Source organism: Massilia sp. Leaf139 (assembly GCF_001424165.1).
Lineage (GTDB): Bacteria > Pseudomonadota > Gammaproteobacteria > Burkholderiales > Burkholderiaceae_D > Telluria.
Window position 1 is genome coordinate 353,615 of sequence record NZ_LMOJ01000022.1, and the last position, 20,882, is coordinate 374,496.

General features: G+C 66.6%; 17 protein-coding genes. 9 read left to right on the forward strand and 8 right to left on the reverse strand.

Features of this window, described 5'->3' with window-relative positions; all coding sequences use genetic code 11:
- Positions 1 to 11 precede the first annotated feature (11 nt).
- The 5 genes from ASF77_RS13025 to ASF77_RS13045 all read right to left on the reverse strand — a co-directional run bounded on the left by ASF77_RS13025 (position 12) and on the right by ASF77_RS13045 (position 6,760).
- Positions 12 to 1,163: a GGDEF domain-containing protein gene (locus ASF77_RS13025; protein WP_082493749.1), complete on the reverse strand. Its 1,152-nt coding sequence runs from the start codon at positions 1,161 to 1,163 to the stop codon at positions 12 to 14.
- A 164-nt stretch (positions 1,164 to 1,327) separates the two neighbouring features.
- On the reverse strand, positions 1,328 to 2,383 hold the full coding sequence (gene selD / locus ASF77_RS13030) for a selenide, water dikinase SelD (protein ID WP_082493777.1): 1,056 nt from the start codon (positions 2,381 to 2,383) through the stop codon (positions 1,328 to 1,330).
- A gap of 28 nt (positions 2,384 to 2,411) precedes the next feature.
- Positions 2,412 to 3,392: a selenoneine biosynthesis selenosugar synthase SenB gene (senB, locus tag ASF77_RS13035; protein ID WP_056339813.1), complete on the reverse strand. Its 981-nt coding sequence runs from the start codon at positions 3,390 to 3,392 to the stop codon at positions 2,412 to 2,414.
- A 158-nt stretch (positions 3,393 to 3,550) separates the two neighbouring features.
- Positions 3,551 to 5,014, reverse strand: coding sequence for a DEAD/DEAH box helicase (locus ASF77_RS13040; protein ID WP_056339816.1), 1,464 nt, complete (start codon positions 5,012 to 5,014; stop codon positions 3,551 to 3,553).
- A gap of 423 nt (positions 5,015 to 5,437) precedes the next feature.
- Positions 5,438 to 6,760, reverse strand: a complete 1,323-nt coding sequence (locus tag ASF77_RS13045) for a transglycosylase SLT domain-containing protein (RefSeq protein WP_373961866.1) — start codon at positions 6,758 to 6,760, stop codon at positions 5,438 to 5,440.
- Positions 6,761 to 7,214: 454 nt separating this feature from the next.
- On the opposite strand from ASF77_RS13045, the gene ASF77_RS13050 reads away from it, so the two are divergent.
- The 4 genes from ASF77_RS13050 (at position 7,215) to ASF77_RS13065 (ending at position 13,678) form a co-directional block, all read left to right on the forward strand.
- Entirely contained in the window at positions 7,215 to 7,784 is a 570-nt protein-coding gene (locus ASF77_RS13050) for a DUF1415 domain-containing protein (protein WP_056339824.1), read from the forward strand.
- Positions 7,765 to 8,013 carry a DUF1289 domain-containing protein gene (locus ASF77_RS13055; RefSeq protein ID WP_229445430.1) on the forward strand — a complete coding sequence of 83 codons (249 nt, stop codon included), beginning with the start codon at positions 7,765 to 7,767 and terminating at the stop codon, positions 8,011 to 8,013. The genes ASF77_RS13050 and ASF77_RS13055 overlap by 20 nt, the downstream gene beginning before the upstream one ends.
- A gap of 210 nt (positions 8,014 to 8,223) precedes the next feature.
- Positions 8,224 to 11,403, forward strand: a complete 3,180-nt coding sequence (locus ASF77_RS13060; protein WP_082493750.1) for an EAL domain-containing protein — start codon at positions 8,224 to 8,226, stop codon at positions 11,401 to 11,403.
- The gene (locus ASF77_RS13065) at positions 11,345 to 13,678 is read left to right on the forward strand and encodes a molybdopterin cofactor-binding domain-containing protein (RefSeq protein WP_082493751.1); all 2,334 of its coding nucleotides are present in this window, start codon (positions 11,345 to 11,347) and stop codon (positions 13,676 to 13,678) included. The genes ASF77_RS13060 and ASF77_RS13065 overlap by 59 nt, the downstream gene beginning before the upstream one ends.
- A 6-nt stretch (positions 13,679 to 13,684) precedes the next feature.
- Here ASF77_RS13065 and ASF77_RS13070 read toward each other — a convergent pair whose 3' ends face one another.
- On the reverse strand, positions 13,685 to 14,779 hold the full coding sequence (locus ASF77_RS13070) for a substrate-binding domain-containing protein (protein ID WP_056339827.1): 1,095 nt from the start codon (positions 14,777 to 14,779) through the stop codon (positions 13,685 to 13,687).
- Between the two features lie 111 nt (positions 14,780 to 14,890).
- Between ASF77_RS13070 and ASF77_RS13075 the strand changes: the two genes are divergently transcribed.
- A complete protein-coding gene (locus ASF77_RS13075; protein ID WP_082493752.1) occupies positions 14,891 to 15,715 on the forward strand; it encodes a substrate-binding domain-containing protein in 825 nt (274 codons plus the stop codon).
- A 269-nt stretch (positions 15,716 to 15,984) separates the two neighbouring features.
- Here ASF77_RS13075 and ASF77_RS13080 read toward each other — a convergent pair whose 3' ends face one another.
- Positions 15,985 to 16,410, reverse strand: a complete 426-nt coding sequence (locus tag ASF77_RS13080) for a thioredoxin family protein (RefSeq protein WP_056339830.1) — start codon at positions 16,408 to 16,410, stop codon at positions 15,985 to 15,987.
- Positions 16,411 to 16,489: 79 nt separating this feature from the next.
- Between ASF77_RS13080 and tsaB the strand changes: the two genes are divergently transcribed.
- From tsaB to ASF77_RS13100, 4 genes are read left to right on the forward strand one after another with little or no spacing between them, the layout of a single operon-like run.
- On the forward strand, positions 16,490 to 17,206 hold the full coding sequence (gene tsaB / locus ASF77_RS13085; RefSeq protein WP_056339833.1) for a tRNA (adenosine(37)-N6)-threonylcarbamoyltransferase complex dimerization subunit type 1 TsaB: 717 nt from the start codon (positions 16,490 to 16,492) through the stop codon (positions 17,204 to 17,206).
- Positions 17,206 to 17,685 carry a ribosomal protein S18-alanine N-acetyltransferase gene (gene rimI / locus ASF77_RS13090; protein ID WP_156648876.1) on the forward strand — a complete coding sequence of 160 codons (480 nt, stop codon included), beginning with the start codon at positions 17,206 to 17,208 and terminating at the stop codon, positions 17,683 to 17,685. Before tsaB ends, rimI begins: the two co-directional genes overlap by 1 nt.
- Before the next feature lie 2 nt (positions 17,686 to 17,687).
- Positions 17,688 to 18,575: a uracil-DNA glycosylase gene (locus ASF77_RS13095; protein ID WP_056340424.1), complete on the forward strand. Its 888-nt coding sequence runs from the start codon at positions 17,688 to 17,690 to the stop codon at positions 18,573 to 18,575.
- The gene (locus ASF77_RS13100; RefSeq protein WP_056339839.1) at positions 18,556 to 19,524 is read left to right on the forward strand and encodes a DUF1853 family protein; all 969 of its coding nucleotides are present in this window, start codon (positions 18,556 to 18,558) and stop codon (positions 19,522 to 19,524) included. Before ASF77_RS13095 ends, ASF77_RS13100 begins: the two co-directional genes overlap by 20 nt.
- Positions 19,525 to 19,602: 78 nt before the next feature.
- Here the strand turns inward: ASF77_RS13100 and lplT are convergent, their stop codons facing one another.
- A complete protein-coding gene (gene lplT / locus ASF77_RS13105) occupies positions 19,603 to 20,865 on the reverse strand; it encodes a lysophospholipid transporter LplT (protein WP_056339842.1) in 1,263 nt (420 codons plus the stop codon).
- Positions 20,866 to 20,882 lie beyond the last annotated feature (17 nt).

The following is a 20,882-nucleotide window of genomic DNA, read 5'->3' on the forward strand; positions in this document are numbered from 1 at the left end:
GTCTATCTGGTTCAGAGCACGACGCTGCGATTGCGCCCTGCGGATTTTGCCGCGTACAGGGCGCGGTCGGCGCGTTCGATCGCCTGGTCGATCGGTTCGCCTTCCTCATAGCGGGCGAAGCCGGCCGAGAAACGTATGCGCAGCTCGAGCAGCGCCGGACTGGCCGGCATCTTGGCCAGGCTTTCGCGCAGGCGCGCCACGCCCAGGGTCGGGTCGCCGGGTGCGCTTTCCGGCAGCAGCAGCAGGAATTCCTCGCCGCCCCAGCGTCCGATCATGTCGGTGGTGCGCAGCACGACCTGGGCCTGCGTGGCAAAGGCGCGCAGCACGGCGTCGCCCGCGGCATGGCCGTAGGTGTCGTTGATGTTCTTGAAGTGATCCAGGTCGATGATGCAGACGAAAAAGCGCGGGCCGCCTCTGGCGCGCCGCGTCGCGTGTTCCTGCAGCAGGGTCATCATGCGGCGCCGGTTCGGCAGGCCGGTCAGCTCGTCGCGCGCGGCCATTTCCTTGATGTGGGCGAGCGCCCCTTCCAGCGCGATCTTCTGCGTCTTGAGGCGGGTGCGCATGTCCGACAGTTGGCCGGAGAGCTGGGATATGGCCAGCATCACGATCGCCGTCAGCGCGAAATTGAAGACTTCCTGGCGCGCAGGATAGAGTTCCGGCTGGTGCGTGGCGCACCAGTACATGACGACGCCCATCAGCGTGACCGTGTAGATACAGGCCAGGCGCACCGCGGCCGGCCGCAGGCTGAACATGCCGAACACCATCACCAGCGAGAGCATGATTACGGTCGCGCCGTGCACCGGCCCCGTCATGGCGTAGGCCGCCGCGATCAGGGTCTGGGCCATGACGGTTTGCGGCATGGCCAGCGTCGGGTCGGCGAAACGTTGGTTCAGGCCGCTGCGGATGACGCCATAGAAGCCGCTGATGAAGACGAAGAACAGGAGCGTCAGGATGCCGACCTGGCGCACGTCGGCCACGCCGATACTGGCGGCATAGCCCAGCAAGACCACGACAGTCGCCGTGACCAGGGCGGCAAGCCCGAGCAGCGCCAGGGTCAGGCGTTGCAGGCTGTCACTGCCGAGCAGGGCGTTGGCGAGGCGGGTGTTCCAGCGAATCGGCGGAATAGGGTCGAGCGCCACCGTAGCGGCTTGTAGCGTGGGCATTGTCTCTGGGCGTTATGATAAAAATCGAGGCCGGTCTGCGCCGGCGCGCTGATTATACAACCGACAATTCTCAAAAAAACAAGGAGTTGCCATTCCCATAAAAAATATAAGTGTTGACATGGCAACGTTTTGTTGCCGCGTCGCATTTATTCTGGGAGAGGCTATCAGGCCTTGACGAGGACGCGCGGCGCGCCTTCCGTCATGCGGCCGATGACTTTGGCATCGCCGAAGCCTTCACGCGCGAACAGGGCCAGCACGGCATCGGCCACCGCGATGTCGCAGGACACGAGCAGGCCGCCCGAGGTTTGCGGGTCGGTCAGCAGGGCTTGCTGGGCTGGCGTCACCGTCTCCGACAGCACGATATCCTTGCCGTAGGCATCCCAGTTACGCCCGGAGGCGCCGGTGAAGAAGCCGTCCTGGGCCAGCTGCAGCACGCCCGGCAGCAGGGGAATGTCGGCCATGTCGAGTTCGGCGCTCAGCTGCGCGCCGCGCGCCAGTTCCAGCAGGTGGCCGAGCAGGCCGAACCCGGTGACGTCGGTCAGCGCATGTACGCCTTCCATCGCCGCCAGCGCCTGGCCCGGCTTGTTCAGCTTGGTCGTATTGGCGATCATGGCCGCGTAGCCTTCCGGCCCAAGCACGTCTTTCTTGAGTGCGGCCGACAGCACGCCCACGCCCAGCGGTTTACCCAGGATGAGGACGTCGCCGGCTTTGGCGTCGGCGTTGCGCTTGACGCGATCCGGGTGCACCAGGCCCATGACCACCAGGCCGTAGATCGGCTCGACCGAATCGATGGTGTGGCCGCCGGCGATCGGGATGCCGGCTTCCGCGCAAACCGACTCGCCGCCGCGGATGATCTCGCCGATGGTCTCGAGCGGCAGTTTATTGATCGGCATGCCGACCAGGGCCAGCGCCATGATCGGCGTGCCGCCCATGGCGTAGACGTCGGAGATGGCGTTGGTGGCAGCGATGCGGCCGAAGTCGAAAGGGTCGTCGACGATGGGCATGAAGAAATCGGTGGTGGCGATCAGCGCCTGCTCGTCGTTGAGCTTGTAGACCGCGGCGTCGTCGGCGGTCTCGATGCCGACCATCAGCTGGGGCGGCACCGGAAAGCCGCTCGACTTCTTGAGGATTTCGGCCAGCACGCCGGGCGCGATCTTGCAGCCGCAGCCGCCGCCGTGCGAAAAGGAAGTCAGTTTGATGGTCTGGTCAGGCGCGGTCATGTTCGATTCCATTCTTTACTTTAAGGGGTCAGGCTGCCCGGGTGGCGGGCAGCAGATTATCCACCAAGTCGGCCAGCGCCGCTCGTTCGGCCGCCGGGGCGAACAGCGGGGCGCGCGCGGCGCACTGGCGGCGCAGCAGGGCGTCAAAATCCGGGTCGGCAGCGCAGCGGTCGATGAGGCTTGCCAGTGCGGCGGCGTCGCCGGGCGGGAAGAAGCCGGCATAGTCCGCGCCGAGCATGCCGACGTTGCCGTCGATGCGCGAGGCCAGCACCGGCACGCCGCTGGTGACGGCCTCGATGATGACGTTGGCGCCGCCTTCCATGTGCGAGGCGATCACCATCGCGCGGCAGCGTTTCAGGCGCTGGCGCGTGCGCGCGTGCGGCAGCGGCCCCAGCCAGCGGTAGCGCGGCGTTGCCGCAGCGGTGGCCTGGGCGGCCTCCAGCAGCGCCGGATCGAGGGCGCCGCCGATGTGCAGCAGGCGCAGGCGCGGGTAGGTCACCAGCGCGGCGGCGCGCATGAAGGCGAGGGGATCCTTCTCGGGCCGCAGGTGGCCGATCATGCAGACGTCGATGTGGCGAGGGTTTGGCGCGGGCGGCGCCTGGCGCAGCGCCGGCGCCGACTGATGGATGATCCGCGTTTTCGCCCGCAGCTGCGGCGCCAGGCGCTGCAGTCCCGCCTCCTGCAGCACGACCAGGGCGCTCGCCGTGTCGAGCGAAGCACGCGCCTTGCTCGATGTCTCGATGTCGCGATACAGGTCGGTGCCGGTCAGCACCAGCACGGAAGGGCGCTCCGGATGCGCCGCCTGCCAGGCGGCCAGCGCCGGCGCCGAGCGGCGTGCGTGCAGGGCGATCAGGAGGTCGGGCACGGGGTCGCCCGCCGTCCAGCCGCCCGCGACCGCGACCTCGTGCCGGGCGCGCAGGAAGCGCGCCCAGCGGCTGGCGGTCTGCCAGTTGCCGTTGTTGTCGCGGGCGGCGGCGGGGCTGACGATGAGGATGCGCTGGCGGTGCATCGGTAATAGAAGGAAGCTGGACGGGAGCGCGATTATACGTCGGCCAGCGATCCGGATGCGGTGCGCCGGACGTTCGCGCCGGCGTGAACCCGATACGCGGCGGCAGACGAAAAAAAACGGCTGCCGAAGCAGCCGTCATTCATTCACCGATCCAAAGATCAGTTGTCGCCGAAGGTACGGCGTGCGCCGTCGAACGAGCGCGGGTGCGGGTTGCTGCCGCGGTAACCGCCGCCGCTGCCTTCGCGGCGCGGTGCGCCGCTGCTTGGGCCGCGCGGCGCGGCATCACGGTTGTAACCGCCTTCGCGCGGTGCACCCGGCTTGCTGAAGCTGCGCTGGCCCGGCTTGGCGGCATTGCGGCCGTCGCCCGGCTTCCAGCCGCCCGGACGGGTGCTGGTACGCGCGGCCGGCGCCGAACGCTTCGGCTCGAAACCTTCCACCACGGTCGCTGGAATCAGCTGCTTGGTGAAACGCTCGATGCGCTTGATGTTCATGTTTTCGGCATGATTCACCAGCGAGATCGCCAGACCGTTGCGGCCGGCGCGGCCCGTACGGCCGATACGGTGCACGTAGTCCTCGGGGAACTTCGGCAGGTCGTAGTTCACGACGTGGGTGATGTTCGGCACGTCGATGCCGCGGGCGGCGACGTCGGTCGCCACCAGCACGCGCACCTGGCCGCGGCGCAGGCTGTCCAGGGTGCGGTTGCGCGCGCCCTGGTGCATGTCGCCGTGCAGCGCGGCGGCTGCGAAGCCGGCGATGTTCAGGCGGTCGGCGATGGTGTCGGCGTCACGCTTGGTAGCGGTGAACACAACGGCCTGATCCATCGACTCGTCGCGCAGCAGGTGATCGAGCAGGCGGTTCTTGTGCGACAGGTCGTCGACGAAGTGCACGCGCTGCGCGATGTTCTCGTGGCGATTGCTGCTGCTGGCGATCTGGATCACCATCGGATCCTTGGTGATGCGGCGCGCCATGCTGCCGACGACGCCGTCGAGCGTGGCCGAGAACAGCATCGTCTGGCGGTCGGCAGGCGTCGCGGCGACGATCTTTTCGATGTCGTCGATGAAGCCCATGTCCAGCATGCGGTCGGCTTCGTCCAGCACCAGGATCTGCAGTTCCGAGAAGTCGATCTTGCCCGACTCCATGTGGTCGATCAGGCGGCCCGGAGTCGCGACCAGGATTTCAGGATTCTTCGACAGCAGTTGCATCTGCTTCGGGTAAGGCATGCCGCCCAGGATCGACACGGCGCGGATGCGGCGCATGTAGCTGCCGTATTTTTCGGTCGCGGTGGTGACCTGCAGGGCCAGTTCGCGGGTCGGGGTCAGTACCAGCATCTTCGGCTTGGCCGCGGTGAAGCGGACGCGCTCGCCGCGTGCACGGGCCGACTGCGCTTCTTGCGCAGGGGTGCGTGCCGGGGCCGGCGCAGGTTCGGCGCTCACCAGCTTGTGCAGGGCAGGCAGCATGAAGGCTGCGGTCTTGCCCGAACCGGTTTGCGAGGATACCAGCAGGTCGCGCCCGCCGATGGCTGCCGGCACGGCTTGCGCCTGCACCGGGGTTGGGACGGTATAGCCTGCTTCGGTGACTGCTTTGACGATCGTGGCGTGAAGGCCTAGTGCTTCAAAACTCATTGTGTGCTTTTCTTTCGGTAGTGATCGGCGCTCGTCGGTATGAGCGAACGCAGAATGTACGAGAACGAGCAACGCGAACCAACAGAACGAAATGACTCAGAAATGAAAGAAATTTCGGCACAAAAGCTTTGCGCCGGGACGGTGTCAAACGATCGACACGCAGGGCGGGAGGGCTTTATGGGAGGCTGCCTGGAACGGCTGGCCTGGCTGCGATGCTGCTTGTTGTTACTTTTTTAGTGCGCTGGAGGGACGAGAGATCGTTTTATTGCAGCGCACAAACGACACTATACCCTAGTTTGGGAATGCTTGCACAGGCCGCCCGATTTGAGCTAGCGCAAACGCAGGGGCCGCGCGGCGCAAATCGGGCGTCGATAGGAAGAGAGGGAGCGCAGCCGGAACGCACAGGTTCCGGCCGGGTAGCGCTTAACGGTGCTTGCGGCGGCTGTCCGTGTTACGCGAAACGCGCGATTTGGAAGCGGCCGTGGACTTGGCCTTGAAGCGCTGGGTGCGTGCGCTGCCGCGCTTCTCGCCGCGATCGGCTTCCAGCGCCATGACGGCGCTGTCGACGATGTTGTCGGCGATGTCCGAGTGCATCGAGGCCGAGGTCTTCGGCACCAGGATGGTCGAACCGGCCTTCAGGCGGGTTTGCGCCGGGATGTTGTTGGCCTGGCGGATGACTTCCGGCGTGGTGCCGAACTTCGATGCCAGCGAGGCGATGCTTTCCTTGGCGCCCGTGATGCGGTGCGTCGTCCAGGTCGACAGCGCCTGGCCCCATTGCGCCAGGTTCAGGTGGAATTTCTCGGCGTTCTTTTGCGGCAGCAGGATCTTGGTGCGGTCGTCGCCGGTGATGACCGGGCGCTTGAACTGCGGGTTCAGGGCCTTGAATTCGTCGACCGACATTTCCGCCAACTGGGCGGCAATGGCCAGGTCGATGTCGCTGGTCTTGTCGACCGCGGTGAAATAAGGCTGGTTGTCGATTACCGGCAGCACGACGTTGTACTGGCTCGGGTTGCCGACGATGTTCTTGACCGCCTGCAGCTTGGGCACGTAATTGCGCGTTTCGGCCGGCATCAGGTCGGCCAGGCTTTCGAAATCGGTGGGCTTGCCAAGCGCCTGGTTCTTCTTGATTGCCTTCTGGACATTGCCTTCGCCCCAGTTATAGGCAGCCAGGGCCAGCTGCCAGTCGCCGAACATGGTGTACAGGCGCTGCAGGTAGGTCAGGGCGGCATCGGTCGAGGCCAGCACGCCGCGGCGCTCGTCCTTGAAGGTGTTCTGCTTGAGGTTGAAATCCTTGCCGGTGCCGGGCACGAACTGCCAGATGCCGGCGGCGTTCGCGGTCGACAGCGCTTGCGGGTTAAAGGCCGATTCGATGATCGGCAGCAGCGCCAGTTCGGTCGGCATGCCGCGCTTTTCCAGTTCCTGCACCACGTGGTACAGGTAAGGAGAGGCGCGGCCCGAGATGCGTGCCATGTACTCCGGCTTCAGGCTATACGATTTGGCATGGCGCTCGACCAGGTTGTTGCTGAGGTCGGGAATCGCGTAGCCGCTGCGGATACGGCCCCAGACGTCGGTTTCCTTGTATTCGTCGACTTTCAGCGATGCGGCGCCGGCCGGGAAAGTGGCTGCGGCGGAACGCGTGACGGCGGCGCCTGGCAGCGCGTTGACCGGGGCATTGTCGATGGCATGGGCGAGGGGAGCCGAGAGCAAAAGCACCAGCGCGGCAGCAATAGAGGTAGTGCGGGTCATGTCGTACATAGCTTTCCAGTATGTTGCGTCCAGGAACGAAAGGACAGACGATAAGGGGGCAGTGTAAGGAGGGCTCAACAAGACAGTCAAGCAGTAATCTCGCGTGCTTACAAAATTTCTTGCCTATTCTTTTTGCTAACTTGAAACATTTTTGATAACACTTGGAGGGGGTATGCGCCTCGCCGTCAAGATATCCATAGGAGAAAAGCGGTTATAAAAGCGGATACTGGCCCCGTGTATATGATCTATCTTCTTATTAACATATTCCCGTAGGAAACAACTCATCCATTTCGGTTTATTGTCGAGTTAATAATGAAAAGCGGATTACGCCATCCTGTCCGCTCGGTTTTCAACTTACCCGCCTCGAATGCTTGACCTATGAGCGCACGCAAACTGTGCGTACAATCCGGTTTGCGCGTCCGTTCCGCACGCCCGCATATCAACTGAGAGTCCTATGAGTATTGCCAACCTGAATGCCGACGATGACGCCATCGTCGCCGCGACCCGCCGCTGGCTGGAAAAGGCCGTCATCGGCCTGAACCTGTGCCCCTTCGCCAAAGCCGTTTATGTAAAAGAGCAGGTGCGCTACGTCGTTTCGCCGGCGCGCACGCCCGAGGCGCTGCTGGAACAATTGATGGACGAGCTGCAGCACCTGTCCGACACCCCGGCAGAGAAGGTCGACACGACGCTGCTGATCCATCCTTTCGTGCTCGACGATTTCCTTGACTACAACGAGTTTCTCGATGTGGCCGACGCCGCGGTCGAGGACATGCACCTCGACGGCGAGCTGCAGGTGGCCAGCTTCCACCCGGAATACCAGTTCGCCGATACCGACAAGAACGACATCGAAAATTTCACCAACCGCGCGCCTTATCCGATCCTGCAGATCCTGCGCGAGGAGAGCATCGAACGTGCCGTGGAAGCCTTCCCCGACGCCGCCGAGATCTTCGAAAAGAATATCGAGACCATGGAACAGCTCGGTCACGAAGGCTGGGACAAGCTCGATGTCGGACCGGCCCGCTGATCCGGCGGCCGCGCCGCCGCAACCCCTGCCGCAACCCCTGCCGCAACCCCTGCCGCAACGTCCCGACACGCCCTGCGTCGCCGTCTGTTCGACCACCTTCGACGACGTCTGCCGCGGCTGCGGCCGTACCGTGGCCGAGGTGGCGCACTGGGTGTCGATGCCGGCCGAGCAGAAGGAACTGGTCTGGCAGCGCATCCTGTCCCAGGGCTACCCGCGCCGTAACACCTGAGCACGGTTGGATGGTCCGCGCACGAGAAGCGGCGCGGCTGTGCGATGATGAGGCTGTAACAGGCGGGTTCGCGCCCCCTGCGACCGGCGGTTCCCCGGCTGGAATCTGTCTATCTAATGGCGATGGCACTATTTGCAGGCATGATCCGCAGCGTGAGCACTCCTCCGACCCAGGCCGGCGCCGCCGGCGCCAACCTTTGCGGCCGCGACCATGCGGAGGCTTGACCTGCGCGGACTGGCGTCGCGGATAAGCCGGCTCCATGCCCGGTCGGTATACGCTGCCATCCTGCTGGTCGTCGTCGGCGGCCTGGTCGTGCCCGCGCTGGTGGCCAGCTATTTCCTGCTCGTCGTGCAGGAACGGCAGAACACGGTCGCCGAACTCAACGACACCCTGCAGCGCAATGCCGAGATTCTGTCGCTGGGCATGCGCGAAGCGCTCTGGAACATGAATCCCGAAGCCGGGCGTTCGTTGGTCGATTCCGTCATGCGCGATCCGTCGGTGGTGCGCATTCAGGTGCGCGGCGCGTCGGATACCGGGGTGATCGATGCCCGCGCTCCCGAACGCGCGCTGGGCAAAGTGCTGCGCGCCGAGCGCCCGATCGTGATGCAGGGCGAACGCATCGGACAGGTGACGATCGAGATGGACGACCTGCTCAGCAGCCAGGCGCTGCAGCGCAAGCAGCGTAACTACGCGCTGGTGCTGGCGGTGCAGGTGGCCGTCTCGCTGCTCCTGATCCTGGCCTTCCTGCGGCGGCGCCTGCAGGCGCCCCTGCGCACGCTCGCCGGTTTTTCCGACCGCCTTTCGCGCGGCGACTTCGATACGCCCCTGGTGCTCGACGTGCCCGGCGAACTGGGACGCCTGGGCACCCAGATGGAGCGCATGCGGGTCGCCATCCGCACCCTGTTCATGGACGTCGCGCGGCGCGAGGAGCAATTCCGTTCCATCGTCAGCCAGGTGCCTGGCGCCGTGTTCCGCGCCCGTGCGCGCGGGCCGATCGAGTTCGTGAGCGAGGCGATCGAGGGCATCGCCGGCGTCCCGGCCGCCCAGCTGATGCGCGGCGACACGAATGCCTGGTCGAACCTGATCCACGCGGACGACCAGGAACTGCGGCGCCGCACGACGCGCGACGCCCTGCAGTCCGGGCGCAGCTACGAAGTCGAATACCGCATCGTCGACGCGCACGGGCAGGAGCGCTGGGTGCTCGAAAGCGGCCAGCCGCGGCGCGTGCCGGGCGAGGACAGTTTCTGGGTCGACGGGATCATCTCCGACATCAGCGAACGCAAGCACAACGAGATGCGTATCGGGGCGCTGCTGGCCGAGCAGGGGGCAATCCTCGACAACGTCATGTTCGGCGTCGTGTTTACGCGCGAGCGCCGCATCGTCTCGGTCAACCGCCGTACCGAGCAGCTGTTCGGCTACCCCGAGGGCAGCCTGATCGGGCTGCCCGCCTCGATCCTGTTCGTGAGCGAGGGCGACCATGCGCGCGCCGAGGGCGAATTCTTCCCGCGCCTGGCGCGCGGCGAGGAAACCAGCCACGAACGCCAGTTCCGGCGCCGCGACGGCAGCCTGCTGTGGTGCATGGTGAGCGGCAGCTCGATCGATCCGGCCCATCCGGAAGCGGGCAACGTCTGGGTCTTCGCCGACATCTCCGAGCGCAAGCAGAGCGAGGAGAAGCTGCGCCTGTCGAGCACCGTGCTCGAACACATCGCCGACGGCGTGATGGTGGTGGACGTCTACGGCATGATCGTCACCGTGAATCCGGCCTTCAGCCACATCACCGGCTTCGCGTCGAGCGAGGTGGTCGGCAAGTCCTGGAGCGTGACGCGTTCGACCCGCCACGACCCCGACCTGTTCTGGAACATGTGGCGCCAGTTGAGCGAGAGCGGCTTCTGGCGCGGCGAGCTTTGGAGCACGCGCAAGGACGGCGAAACCTACCTGGAATGGCTGACCGTCTCGACGGTGCGCAACGACGAGGGCCGCGTGACGCACTACGTCGGCGTCTTCAGCGACATCACGCGCCTGAAGGAGTCGCAGGAAAAGCTCGACTACCTGGCGCACCACGATCCGCTCACCAGCCTGCCGAACCGGCTGCTGTTCAACGATCGCCTGCTGCACGCGATCGGGCGCGCCACGCGCGAGAACCAGCAGCTGGCCGTCATGTTCATCGACCTGGATCGCTTCAAGAACGTCAACGACACGCTCGGCCACCACGTCGGCGACGAGCTGCTGAAACAGGTGGCGACCGCGCTCGGCGAGCGCCTGCGCGACGGCGATACGCTGGCGCGCCTGGGCGGCGACGAATTCATCGTCCTGCTCGAGAACGTCGACGGCAGCTATGGCGCGGGCCAGGTGGCCTGCAAGATGATGGCCCTGTTCGAGCAGCCCTTCCTGGTCTCGAACCACGAGCTGTTCGTCACCGGCTCGATCGGCATCAGCCTGTTCCCGGGCGACGGCCAGGATGGCAACGTGCTGGTCAAGAATGCCGACGTGGCCATGTACCAGGCCAAGTCGCGCGGGCGCAACGGCTACCAGTTCTACTCGCCCGAAATGGACGGCGAGGGCGTCGAGCGCCTGCGCATGGAGGCGCTGCTGCGGCGCGCGATCGAGCGCAACGAGATTTATCTGCACTACCAGCCACAGGTCGAAATCGACAGTGGACGCCTGATCGGGGTCGAAGCGCTGGTACGCTGGCATAATCCCGAGTTGGGGCCGGTCAGTCCGGTGCGTTTCATCCCGATGGCCGAGGACACCGGCTTCATCAACCAGATCGGCGAATGGGTCTTGTTCGAGGCCTGCCGCCAGATGGTGCGCTGGGACGAGGCGGGACTGGCGGTGCCGAAGATGGCGGTCAACCTGTCGGTGCGCCAGGTCGAACGGGGCGCGATGGCGGCCCAGGTGGCGCAGGCGCTGGCGGAGACGCGCCTGGCGCCGCGCCGCCTGCAGCTGGAGGTGACGGAGTCGGTCATCATGAATACCGGCGACGCGCTCGCCTTCGTGCACGAGCTGCACGCGATCGGGGTAGGGCTGGCGATCGACGATTTCGGCACCGGCTATTCGTCGCTGGCGTATTTGAAGCAGTTGCCGGTCGACGTCCTGAAGATCGACCGCAGCTTCATCAAGGACATCGCGGTCGATTCGAACGACGAGGCGATCGCGATCGCGATCATCCAGTTAGGGAAGAGCATGAACCTCTCGGTGATCGCCGAGGGGGTGGAAAACGTAGAACAGGCGGCATTCCTGCTGCGTCACGGCTGCGCGCGCGCACAGGGTTACCTGTACGGCCGCCCGGTGGCGCCGGGCGAGCTGCTGGAACACTGGGGATCGAAGAAGAATGAGAGATACGGACACGAGCAAAACGACCAGCACGGAGGACGCGACACCATCGCTTGAAGGCGCACGCAGAAAGGGACGTTCGCGCCGGCGCTTCCTGCTCGGCGGCCTGGTGGCCGGCGGCGCGCTGCTGGTCGGCTGGGGCACGCGCCCGCCGCGCCAGCGCCTGCACACGAGCGCACCGCTGCCGGTCGCAAACGGCGCGGTCGCCCTCAACGGCTGGATCGCCATCAACGCCGACGGCACGGTGTCGGTGGTGGTGCCGCGCAGCGAGATGGGGCAGGGCGTGCACACGGCGCTGCCGATGCTCGTCGCCGAGGAACTCGACGCCGCGCTGGCCAGCGTGCGCATCGCCCCGGCGCCGATCGACAAGATCTTCGGCAACCTGGCGGTGCTGCGTGAGAACCTGCCCTTTCACCCGGACGAACGCGGCAACGTCAAGGATGGCGTGCAGTGGGTGCTCGGCAAAGTCGGGCGCGAACTCGGCATCATGTTCACCGGCGGCTCGACCAGCGTGAAGGATGCCTGGCAGCCGATGCGCGAAGCCGGCGCGGTGGCGCGCGCGATGCTAGTCAAAGCAGCCGCGCAAGCGTGGAAAGCCTCCGTGCGCGACCTGCGCACCGAGGACGGTTTCGTGATCCACACCGACGGCCGGCGCGCCTCCTACGCCAGCCTGGCCGCGCGCGCGGCGCAGGTCGGCGCCGGCATCGACGCCGGCGACGTCAAGCTCAAGGAACCGCGTGAATTCCGCCTGATCGGCAAACCGGTGCCGCGCCGCGACACCCCTGGCAAGGTCGATGGTTCCGCTCTGTTCGGCATCGATGCGCGTCCGCCCGGCATGCTGTACGCGGCGGTGCGGATGGCGCCCGTGATCGGCGCCACCGTCGCTTCCTTCGATGCCGATAAAGTGCAAGCCATGCCCGGCGTGGTCGGCGTCGCCGACGTCTCGGCCTCGCTCGGGCCCTACGCGGGCGCCGGCGCCGGCGTGGCCGTCGTCGCGCGCAGCTGGTGGCAGGCGAAGACGGCGGCCGCGGCGCTGCCGGTGCGCTGGAACGAAGGCGCTGGTGCCGGCCTGTCTTCGGCATCGATTTTCCAGGGCTTCGCCCGGGCTCTCGACGAGGAATCCGGTTTCACCTATTACGAGAGCGGCACCCAGGACGTGGCGAACGTCGCCAAGACCGTCACTGCCGAATACCGCGCGCCCTATCTGGCGCATGCGACGATGGAACCCGTCAACTGCACGGCCCAGGTCGCGGACGGCAAGGTGCGCCTGTGGGCCTCGACCCAGGTGCCGAGCATCGCGGTCGACGTCGCGGCCAAGGTCGCCGGCGTGGCGCGCGAGGACGTCGCCATCGAGGTGATGCTGCTCGGCGGCGGCTTCGGGCGCCGCCTGGAGGGCGACATGGTGGCGCAGGCGGTGGCCGTGGCGCTGACCACGCACGGCAAGCCGGTGCAGCTGATCTGGACGCGCGAGGACGACACCACCCACGACGTGTATCGCCCGGCCGCGCTGGCGCGCTTCAAGGCGGCGCTCGATGCCAATGGACGCCTGCTGGCCTGGGACAACAAGTCGGCCAGCGGTGCGATCGGCCACCAGTACTTTCCGCGCAACCTGGGCCTGCCGGGCCTGGGGCCGGACAAGACCACGGCCGAGGGCGAGTACGACATGCAGTACGAGATCGCCAACCAGCGCATCGCCCACGTCATCGTCGACAGCCCGGTGCCGCTCGGCTACTGGCGCTCGGTCGGGCATTCGCACAACGCCTTCTTCAAGGAGGCCTTCCTCGACGAGGTCGCGCATGCGGCGGGGCAGGACGGCGTGGCCTACCGGCGCGCCATGCTGAAAGAGCATCCGCGCCACCTGGCGGTGCTGGAAGCGGCCGTGCGCAAGGCCGGTGCGCCGGCGGCAGGACGCGCCCACGGCGTCGCCCTGCACCAGTCCTTTGGCAGCATCGTGGCCCAGGTGGCCGAGGTCTCGGTCGACGGCACCGACATCCGCGTGCACCGCGTGGTCTGCGCGATCGACTGCGGCATCGTCGTCAATCCGAACATCGTGGCCCAGCAGATGGAATCGGCGGTCGTGTTCGGCCTGTCGGCGGCGCTGGGCGGCGAGATCACGATCGACAAGGGGCGCGTGCAGCAGTCGAACTTCGGCGACTATCCGCTTCTGCGCATGGATCGCGCGCCGCAGGTCGACACCGTCATCGTCGCCAGCGCCGAGCCGCCCGAAGGTGTGGGCGAGCCCGGCGTGCCGCCGGTGGCGCCGGCCGTGGCGGCGGCCGTGTTCAAGCTGACGGGCAAGCGGCTGCGCAGCCTGCCGCTCAGGCTGGGCTAAACGCGTTTACTTCGGCTTGCGGAAGGAATACCAGGGCAGGGCGCGGCTCAAGGCGATGACCTCGCCCGCGCCCTCGATGTCGTAGCCGGGCAGGTCCGCGACCAGTCCCTGCCACTCGCTGCGCGCCAGCAGCTCACGCAGCTTGCGGATCGGCGCGCCGTCGACCGCTTCCTTCAGGCAGACGAAATAATACTGTTCGCGCAGCAGCGGCAGGAACTCGAGACCGAAGGCGGCTGCCGCGGCCTGGATGCCGAAGCCGACATCGGCCATGTTCGAGGCCACGGCGGCGGCCACGGCCAGGTGGGTCGGTTCGGCGCGCTCGAAGCCGTTCACGCTCGAGGGCGCGATCGCGGCCCGGGCCAGGAGCTGTTCGATCTCGAGCCGGGTGCCCGATCCGGGCTGGCGGTTCACGAAGCGCAGATCGGCACGCTTCAGGTCTTCGATCCCCGCGACGCCTTTCGGATTGCCCGGCGCGAGCATCAGGCCTTGCTGGCGTCCGACGAACTGGATCAGCTTGTGGCGGCCCGGTTTCAACAGCGCCTTGAAGGCCTTGTGCGCCATGCTGCCTTGCCCCCGGTCTTCGCTGACGTGAAAGCCGGCGAGCAGGCAGTCGCCGCGCGAGAGCGCCTCGATGCAGGCCAGGCTGCCGCCGAACTGCAGGTCGAGGTGCAGCCCGGCGTCGCGCGCCAGGAATTCCTTCAGGCGCGTCAGCGCGAGGTCGTGGCTGGCGAACATGGGAATCACGTGGACGTCGGGATCGAAGGCGAGCGCGAACTCGCGTTCCATCTCGGCGACCAGGTTCTCGACCTGCGGATGCACGCGCATCTTGGCGCGCTGCTCGGCGAACAGCAGCTTTTCGCCGAAGGGAGAGAGACGCGCGCGCTTGCCGCGTTCCCAGACGATCAGTTCGGCGTCGAGCGCCGCTTCCCATTTCTTGAGTTCGCCCCAGACGTGGCGATAGGACAGCTGCAGGCGCGTGGCGGCCTGGCCCACCGAGCCGGCGGCGTGCACCGCGGAGAGGATCTCGAACAGCGGATTGTCGAGCTGCATCCGCATGCCGCCGGCGCGGGTGAAGGTGTAGGCGAGCTTAACGTGCAGCATCGCCAGACTGACAGCCAGGTCTTAAAACATATGCAAACATGTTCATATTGAAAGTTTTCGAAGGCGGATTACGATAGCACACCACATAACACATCGATAACAAGGAACGAGATGACGAACCTGAAGAAGCACCTTGCCCTGCTGGGCTTCCTGCTGGCCGCTGCCGCCAGCGCGGCGCCCGCGCTGGCGCAGCAGGCGATCCGCCTGTCGACCACCACCAGCACCGAGAACTCGGGCCTGCTGCAATACCTGCTGCCGAAGTTCGAAGCCAAAGCGAATGCCAAGGTCAAGGTGATCTCGGTCGGCACCGGCAAGGCGCTGGAGCTGGCCAAGAACGGCGACGTCGACGTCACGCTGGTGCATGCCCGCGCGTCCGAGGATCAGTTCGTCGCCGAGGGGCATGGCGTGAACCGCCGCGACGTGATGTACAACGACTTCATCATCGCCGGCCCGGAAAGCGACCCGGCCGGGATCAAGGGGAGTAAGGATGTCCTGGCCGCGATGAAGAAGATCGCCGCCAGCGGGGCGAAATTCATCTCGCGCGGCGACAATTCCGGCACTGATCAGATGGAAAAGGCTTACTGGAAGCAGGTCGGCAGCCAGCCGCAGGGCGGCGCCTATGTCTCGGCCGGCCTGGGCATGGGCGAGGTGCTGAACATGGCCGCCGAGCTGCGCGGGTATACACTGACCGACCGCGCCACCTACATCGCCTACCGCGCCAAGACCGGCTTGCAGATCGCGGTCGAGGGCGACCCGAAGATGTTCAACCCCTACGGCATCATCGCCGTCAATCCGCAGAAATCGAAAGACGTGAATTACAAGGGCGCGATGCAGTTGATCGAATGGATCACCTCGAGCGAAGGCCAGCAGCTGATCGCGGCCTTCAAGGTGGACGGCCGCCAGGTGTTCTTCCCTTCGGCCAGCACGGCCAGGTAAGGCGCGGACCGGGGTGGCGGAATAGCACCGTTATCGATCCGGCTGCGCGGCTTTTTCTTCCTGGCCAAGGCTGGCGCCGGGCGCCGCTTGCCAGTCCCACAAGAACGGCGCGGTACTGGTCGAATTCCTGCGCGCTGCCGAGAGAGCCCGTATCGAGCAGGGTGCCGACGGCAGTGCCGAGCGCGGTGCCAAGAAACGTCTTCATGGCGAGCTTTGAAAGTGGGCGACGGGAGGTGGCGCCCGCCATGTTGCGGCCGGAGCTATGCGAATTAACTGGCTTGGCGCAACAAAGTCTGGAGATTGCAGTCGCGCTGCCAGTCGCGCCGCTCGGCGGTCGACTGGGCCAGGCGCGCGAGTTCTTCCGGCGCCAGTTCGGCCTGGGCCTGCACCAGGCGCTCGGCCAGCAGGGCGTCGGGCAGCATGGGGCCGAAAAAGGCGACGGTGTCGTCGCGCTGGAGCAGCAGGGTCGGAAAGTTGTCGACGTCGAGGTCGCCGACGACCTCGGCCTGGTCTTCGATGTCGATCCAGACGAAGGTCTTGTCCGGATGGCGCGCGGCCAGGGCGTCGAAGGCGGCGCGGTAGCCGCCGCAGGTGCCGCACCAGGCGGCGCACAGGCAGGCGACGATCCAGCGGCCATCTTCGAAGGAGGCGGCAAGCTGGTCGCGGTTGCTGGTGTCGAGTGTCAGGCTATGCATGGGCGGATTCTACCTTGCGGTGGCGTGGAAGGCCAAGGCGGCCATGGCCGGGCCCCTGCGCGTCGGGTTAAAATAGCGCATGCCTATCATCCTTGCCATCGAAACCTCGTCCGAACTCGCCTCCTGCGCACTCCTGTGCGGCGACCATGTCCTCGCGCGCGAGTCCGGCGGCGTGCGCACCCATTCGCAATCCGTGCTGCCGATGGTGCAGGAACTGCTGGCCGAAGCGCGTCTGACGCTGGCCGATGTCGAGGGGATCGCTTTCGGCGCCGGCCCCGGCTCGTTCACCGGCGTACGGACGGCCTGCGGCGTGGCCCAGGGCCTCGCCTTCGGCGCCGGCCTGCCGGTGCTGCCGCTGGTGACGCTCGAGGCGATGGCCGAGGCCTGCCGCGCCAAGACCGGTGCGACCGAGGTGCTGGCCGTGCTGGATGCGCGCATGAACGAAGTGTATTGGGCGCAGTATCGCTTCGACGGCGCCTGGCAAGTCGTGGCCGAGCCCGCCCTCTCCAGTCCCGAGGCGGTGCAGCCGCTGCCGGCTGATGGCCTTACCGCCTGCGGCAACGGCTTCGCCGCCTATCCGGACGCCTTTGCCGGCAAGGACTTCGCGGCTGGGGCGGACGCCGGCATCGTTCCGCATGCGCGCGAACTGGCGCGCATCGGCGCGGCCGCGCTGGCCGCCGGACAGGGCGTGCCCGCCGCCCAGGCGCAGCCGCTCTACCTGCGCAACAAGGTGGCCTACACCAGCGCCGAGCGCCAGGTGATCAACGCCGCCAAGGCGGAGGGCAAGAGCGCATGATGAGGGCGAGCAGCCTAGCCGATCCGGCGGCCGGCCTCGTGCTGGTGCCGATGACCATGGACGACGTCGACGAAGTGTACGCGCTCGAATGCAGCGTGTTTCCACATCCGTGGAGCCGCGCCAATTTCAGCGATTCGATCAGCGCCGGCTACGACGCCTGGCTGCTGCGCAACTCCGCTGGCGAACTGGCCGGCTACTTCCTGCTGATGTATGCGCTCGACGAAGCCCACCTGCTCGACGTCGCCGTCGCCGGCAGCCGCCAGGGCACCGGTCTCGGACGCTATCTGCTCGACACCCTGTGTGCGCGGGCCAAGGAGAGGGGCGCCGCATCGGTGCTGCTGGAAGTGCGGCCCTCGAACGAACGGGCCCTGGCCGTCTACCGCCGCTTCGGCTTCGCCGAGATCGGGCGGCGCAAGGGCTATTATCCAGCCCATGAGGGCAAGCGCGAGGACGCCATCGTGATGAGGCATGCGGTATGAACATGAGATCGAGCCAATCGAGCGAGCGCGACGAAGTATTCCTGGCCGAGATGGGCATCACGCCGCTGTGGCGTTTGCGGCGCGAGCCGGAAGCCGAGGTGCAGCCCGAGGAGGCGCTGGCCGTGGAGCCGGTGGCCGAAGCGAAGGCCGAGACGACCCGTGCGGCGGCCCCGGCCTTCGTGCCGCCGCCGCCGCGCGATCCGGCCTGGGGCGAGATCCCGATGACCTCGGCGCCGGCGCCGGCCGCCTGGGCGCCACCGCCGGCGCCCGTCGAGGAGGAGGCAGGCGACAGCCTCGAGGCCATCGCCGCCATGGACTGGGACGCGCTGCGCACCGCGATCGCGCGCTGCACGCGCTGCAGCGACTGCGCGGGACGCAAGCCCGTGTACGGCGCCGGCGCCCGACCCGGAACAGCGCGCTGGTTCGTCGCGGCCGGCGCCAGCAGCGCGGCCGACGAGGCGGCGGGGACGCCGCTGGCGGGCGAGGCCGGCCAGCTCCTGGATAACATGCTGGCTGCCGTCGGCCGCTCGCGCGCCGAGGACGTCTACGTGACCAATCTGGTGAAATGCCGGCCGCTGAGCGCGAACGGCGGCGACCGCGCACCCACGGCCGAGGAAGCGGCGGCCTGCCGTCCCTTCGTCGAGCGCGAGCTGGTGCTGAGCGGCGCCGGCGTCGTCCTGACCCTGGGCCAGATCGCCGCCAACGGCTTGCTCGGCAAGGCGCTGCAGGAGCCGCTGGCCGGTTCGCGCGGCGCGGCGCATGCCGTCGGCGGCGTGCCCCTGGTGGCGACCCTGCACCCTGGCGAGCTGCTGCGCCGCGGCGGCGACAAGGCCCTGGCCTGGGCCGATCTGTGCCGGGCGCGAAGTCTCCATGCAGGACGCGCGCGCTAGTTACCAGCTCGCCTTCCACCGCCGCTGGGGCCACCTGCGGCGCGCGCGGGTGCGCGCCCTGGCCTGGCTGCTCGATTCGCCCGACCTGCTCGACGCGAGCGCGCCGCACTGGCAGGGCCGCATCGCCTCCACCGGCCCGGTCACGCTTGACGTCGACCGCTGGCTGCGCGCGCTCGACCACGACCCGGCGCGCCTCGACGCCGCCCTCGGCCCGCGCGTCTACACGCGCCTCGGCCTGTATGCCGAAAAGCTGATGGCCTTTTATTTCCAAGAGCAGGGCCGGCTGGTGGCGCACGGCCTGCAGATCCGCGCCAACCGCAACGACACCGTCGGCGAGTTCGACTTCCTGCTCGAGGCCGGCCCCGAAGCCCTCGAACACATCGAATTCGCCACCAAGTTCTACCTGCTGCAGGGCGAGGCCGGCCAGGAATTCGACGCCTTGGTCGGGCCGAACCTGGCCGACAGCCTGGGCGCCAAGATGCGCAAGATCTTCGGACGCCAGCTGGAACTGGGCGCCCATCCTGCCGCCCAGCCCCTGCTGCCGCGTCCGGTAACGCTGGCGCGCGCGCTGGTCAAGGGCTGGCTGTTCTATCCCGCCGGCAGCTGGCCGGCGATGAGCGGCATCACCGCCGGCCACTGCCGCGGCTTCTGGTGCGCGCTGGGCGAACTCGATACCCTTGGCGCCGGCGCCTTCGTCGTTCTGCCCAAGCTGCAATGGCTGGCGCCTTTCCGTACCACACAGGAGACCGCAACCTTCACCAGCGCCGCGCTGCATGCCGAGCTGGAAGCGCAGTTCGAGACAAACGCCTCGCCGGTGCTGGTGGCCGTGGTGCGTGCGACGCCGGGTCTGGTGGAAGAGGTCGAGCGCGGCTTCATCGTACCCAACGATTGGCGCGTTCGCGCCGAAGCGAGAGCCGCCAAGGACAATATGCGAAATATTGTTTGGTAATTATTAAATAATTACAAACATTATTTGCATGGCGGGTGGTGGTGTAAGCTGGGTTGGGCACCCGTGCCCACCCCAGGATTAATGTTTGTGCTCGCCAATCAAGGCCAGCGAATCATGCTGCGCCTGATTGCGCTGGTGCTTGCGCATGATGAGGTAGGTAATCCCCGCGATCGACAGCCCGAACAGCACGATGATGATGTTCAGATCCAGGTTCAGTGTGATCATGATCGCGTACAGCGCCAGCATGGTCAGGATCGACAGGTTCTCGTTGAAGTTCTGCACCGCGATCGAGTGGCCGGCGCTCATCAGGACGTGGCCGCGGTGCTGCAGCAGCGCGTTCATCGGCACGACGAAGAAGCCCGACAGGAAGCCGATCAGCGCCAGGAGCGGGTAGGCGATGATGACCTCGTGGACGAATACCATCACGGTGACGACCAGGCCCATGAAGACGCCCATCGGGATGACGGTCAGCGATTTGCGCAGCGGGATGATTTTCGCCGCCAGCGCCGCGCCGACCGCCACGCCGATGGCAACCACGCCGATCAGGCTCGTGGCTTTATCGAGCGGCATGTTCAGCGAGCGCTCGGCCCATTTCAGCACGATCAGCTGCAGGGTCGCGCCGGCGCCCCAGAACAGGGTGGTGACGGCCAGCGAGATCTGGCCCAGCTTGTCTTTCCAGAGCGTGGCCGAGCAGTTGGCGAAGTCGGCGATCAGCTTGGCCGGATTGCGTTCCTGGTGCTCGTAGCGGGCGCCGGTGTCCGGGATGCGCAGGTTGAACAGGGTGGCCAGCACGTAGATGCCGGCCACGACGGCCATCGCCGCCTCGCTGGTGGTGTCGATGCCCGTCTCGATGAGGGGGAAGTCGACGCCGAGCAGCAGGGCCGAGCCCTTGGCGCTGACCAGCGCGCCGCCCATCACGGTGCCGAAGATGATCGACATCACGGTCAGGCCCTCGATCCAGCCATTGGCGGCGACGAGCTTTTCCGGCGGCAGCAGTTCGGTCAGGATGCCGTACTTGGCCGGCGAATACACGGCTGCGCCGAAGCCGACCACGGCATAGGCCAGCAGCGGGTGCACGGTCAGGAACATCAGGCCGCAGCCGAACACCTTGATCAGGTTGGCGATGAACATGACGCGCCCCTTCGGGAGCGAATCGGCGAAGGCGCCGACAAAGGCGGCCAGCAGCACGTAGAACAGGACGAATGAAAGCTTGAGCAGCGGCGTCAGCGACGCCGGCGCGTTCATCGACACCAGAATGTCAATGGCGACAAAGAGCAGCGCATTGTCTGCCAGCGACGAGAAAAACTGCGCCGCCATAATGGTGTAGAAACCACGATTCATTCGGAGTGGGTCAGAAA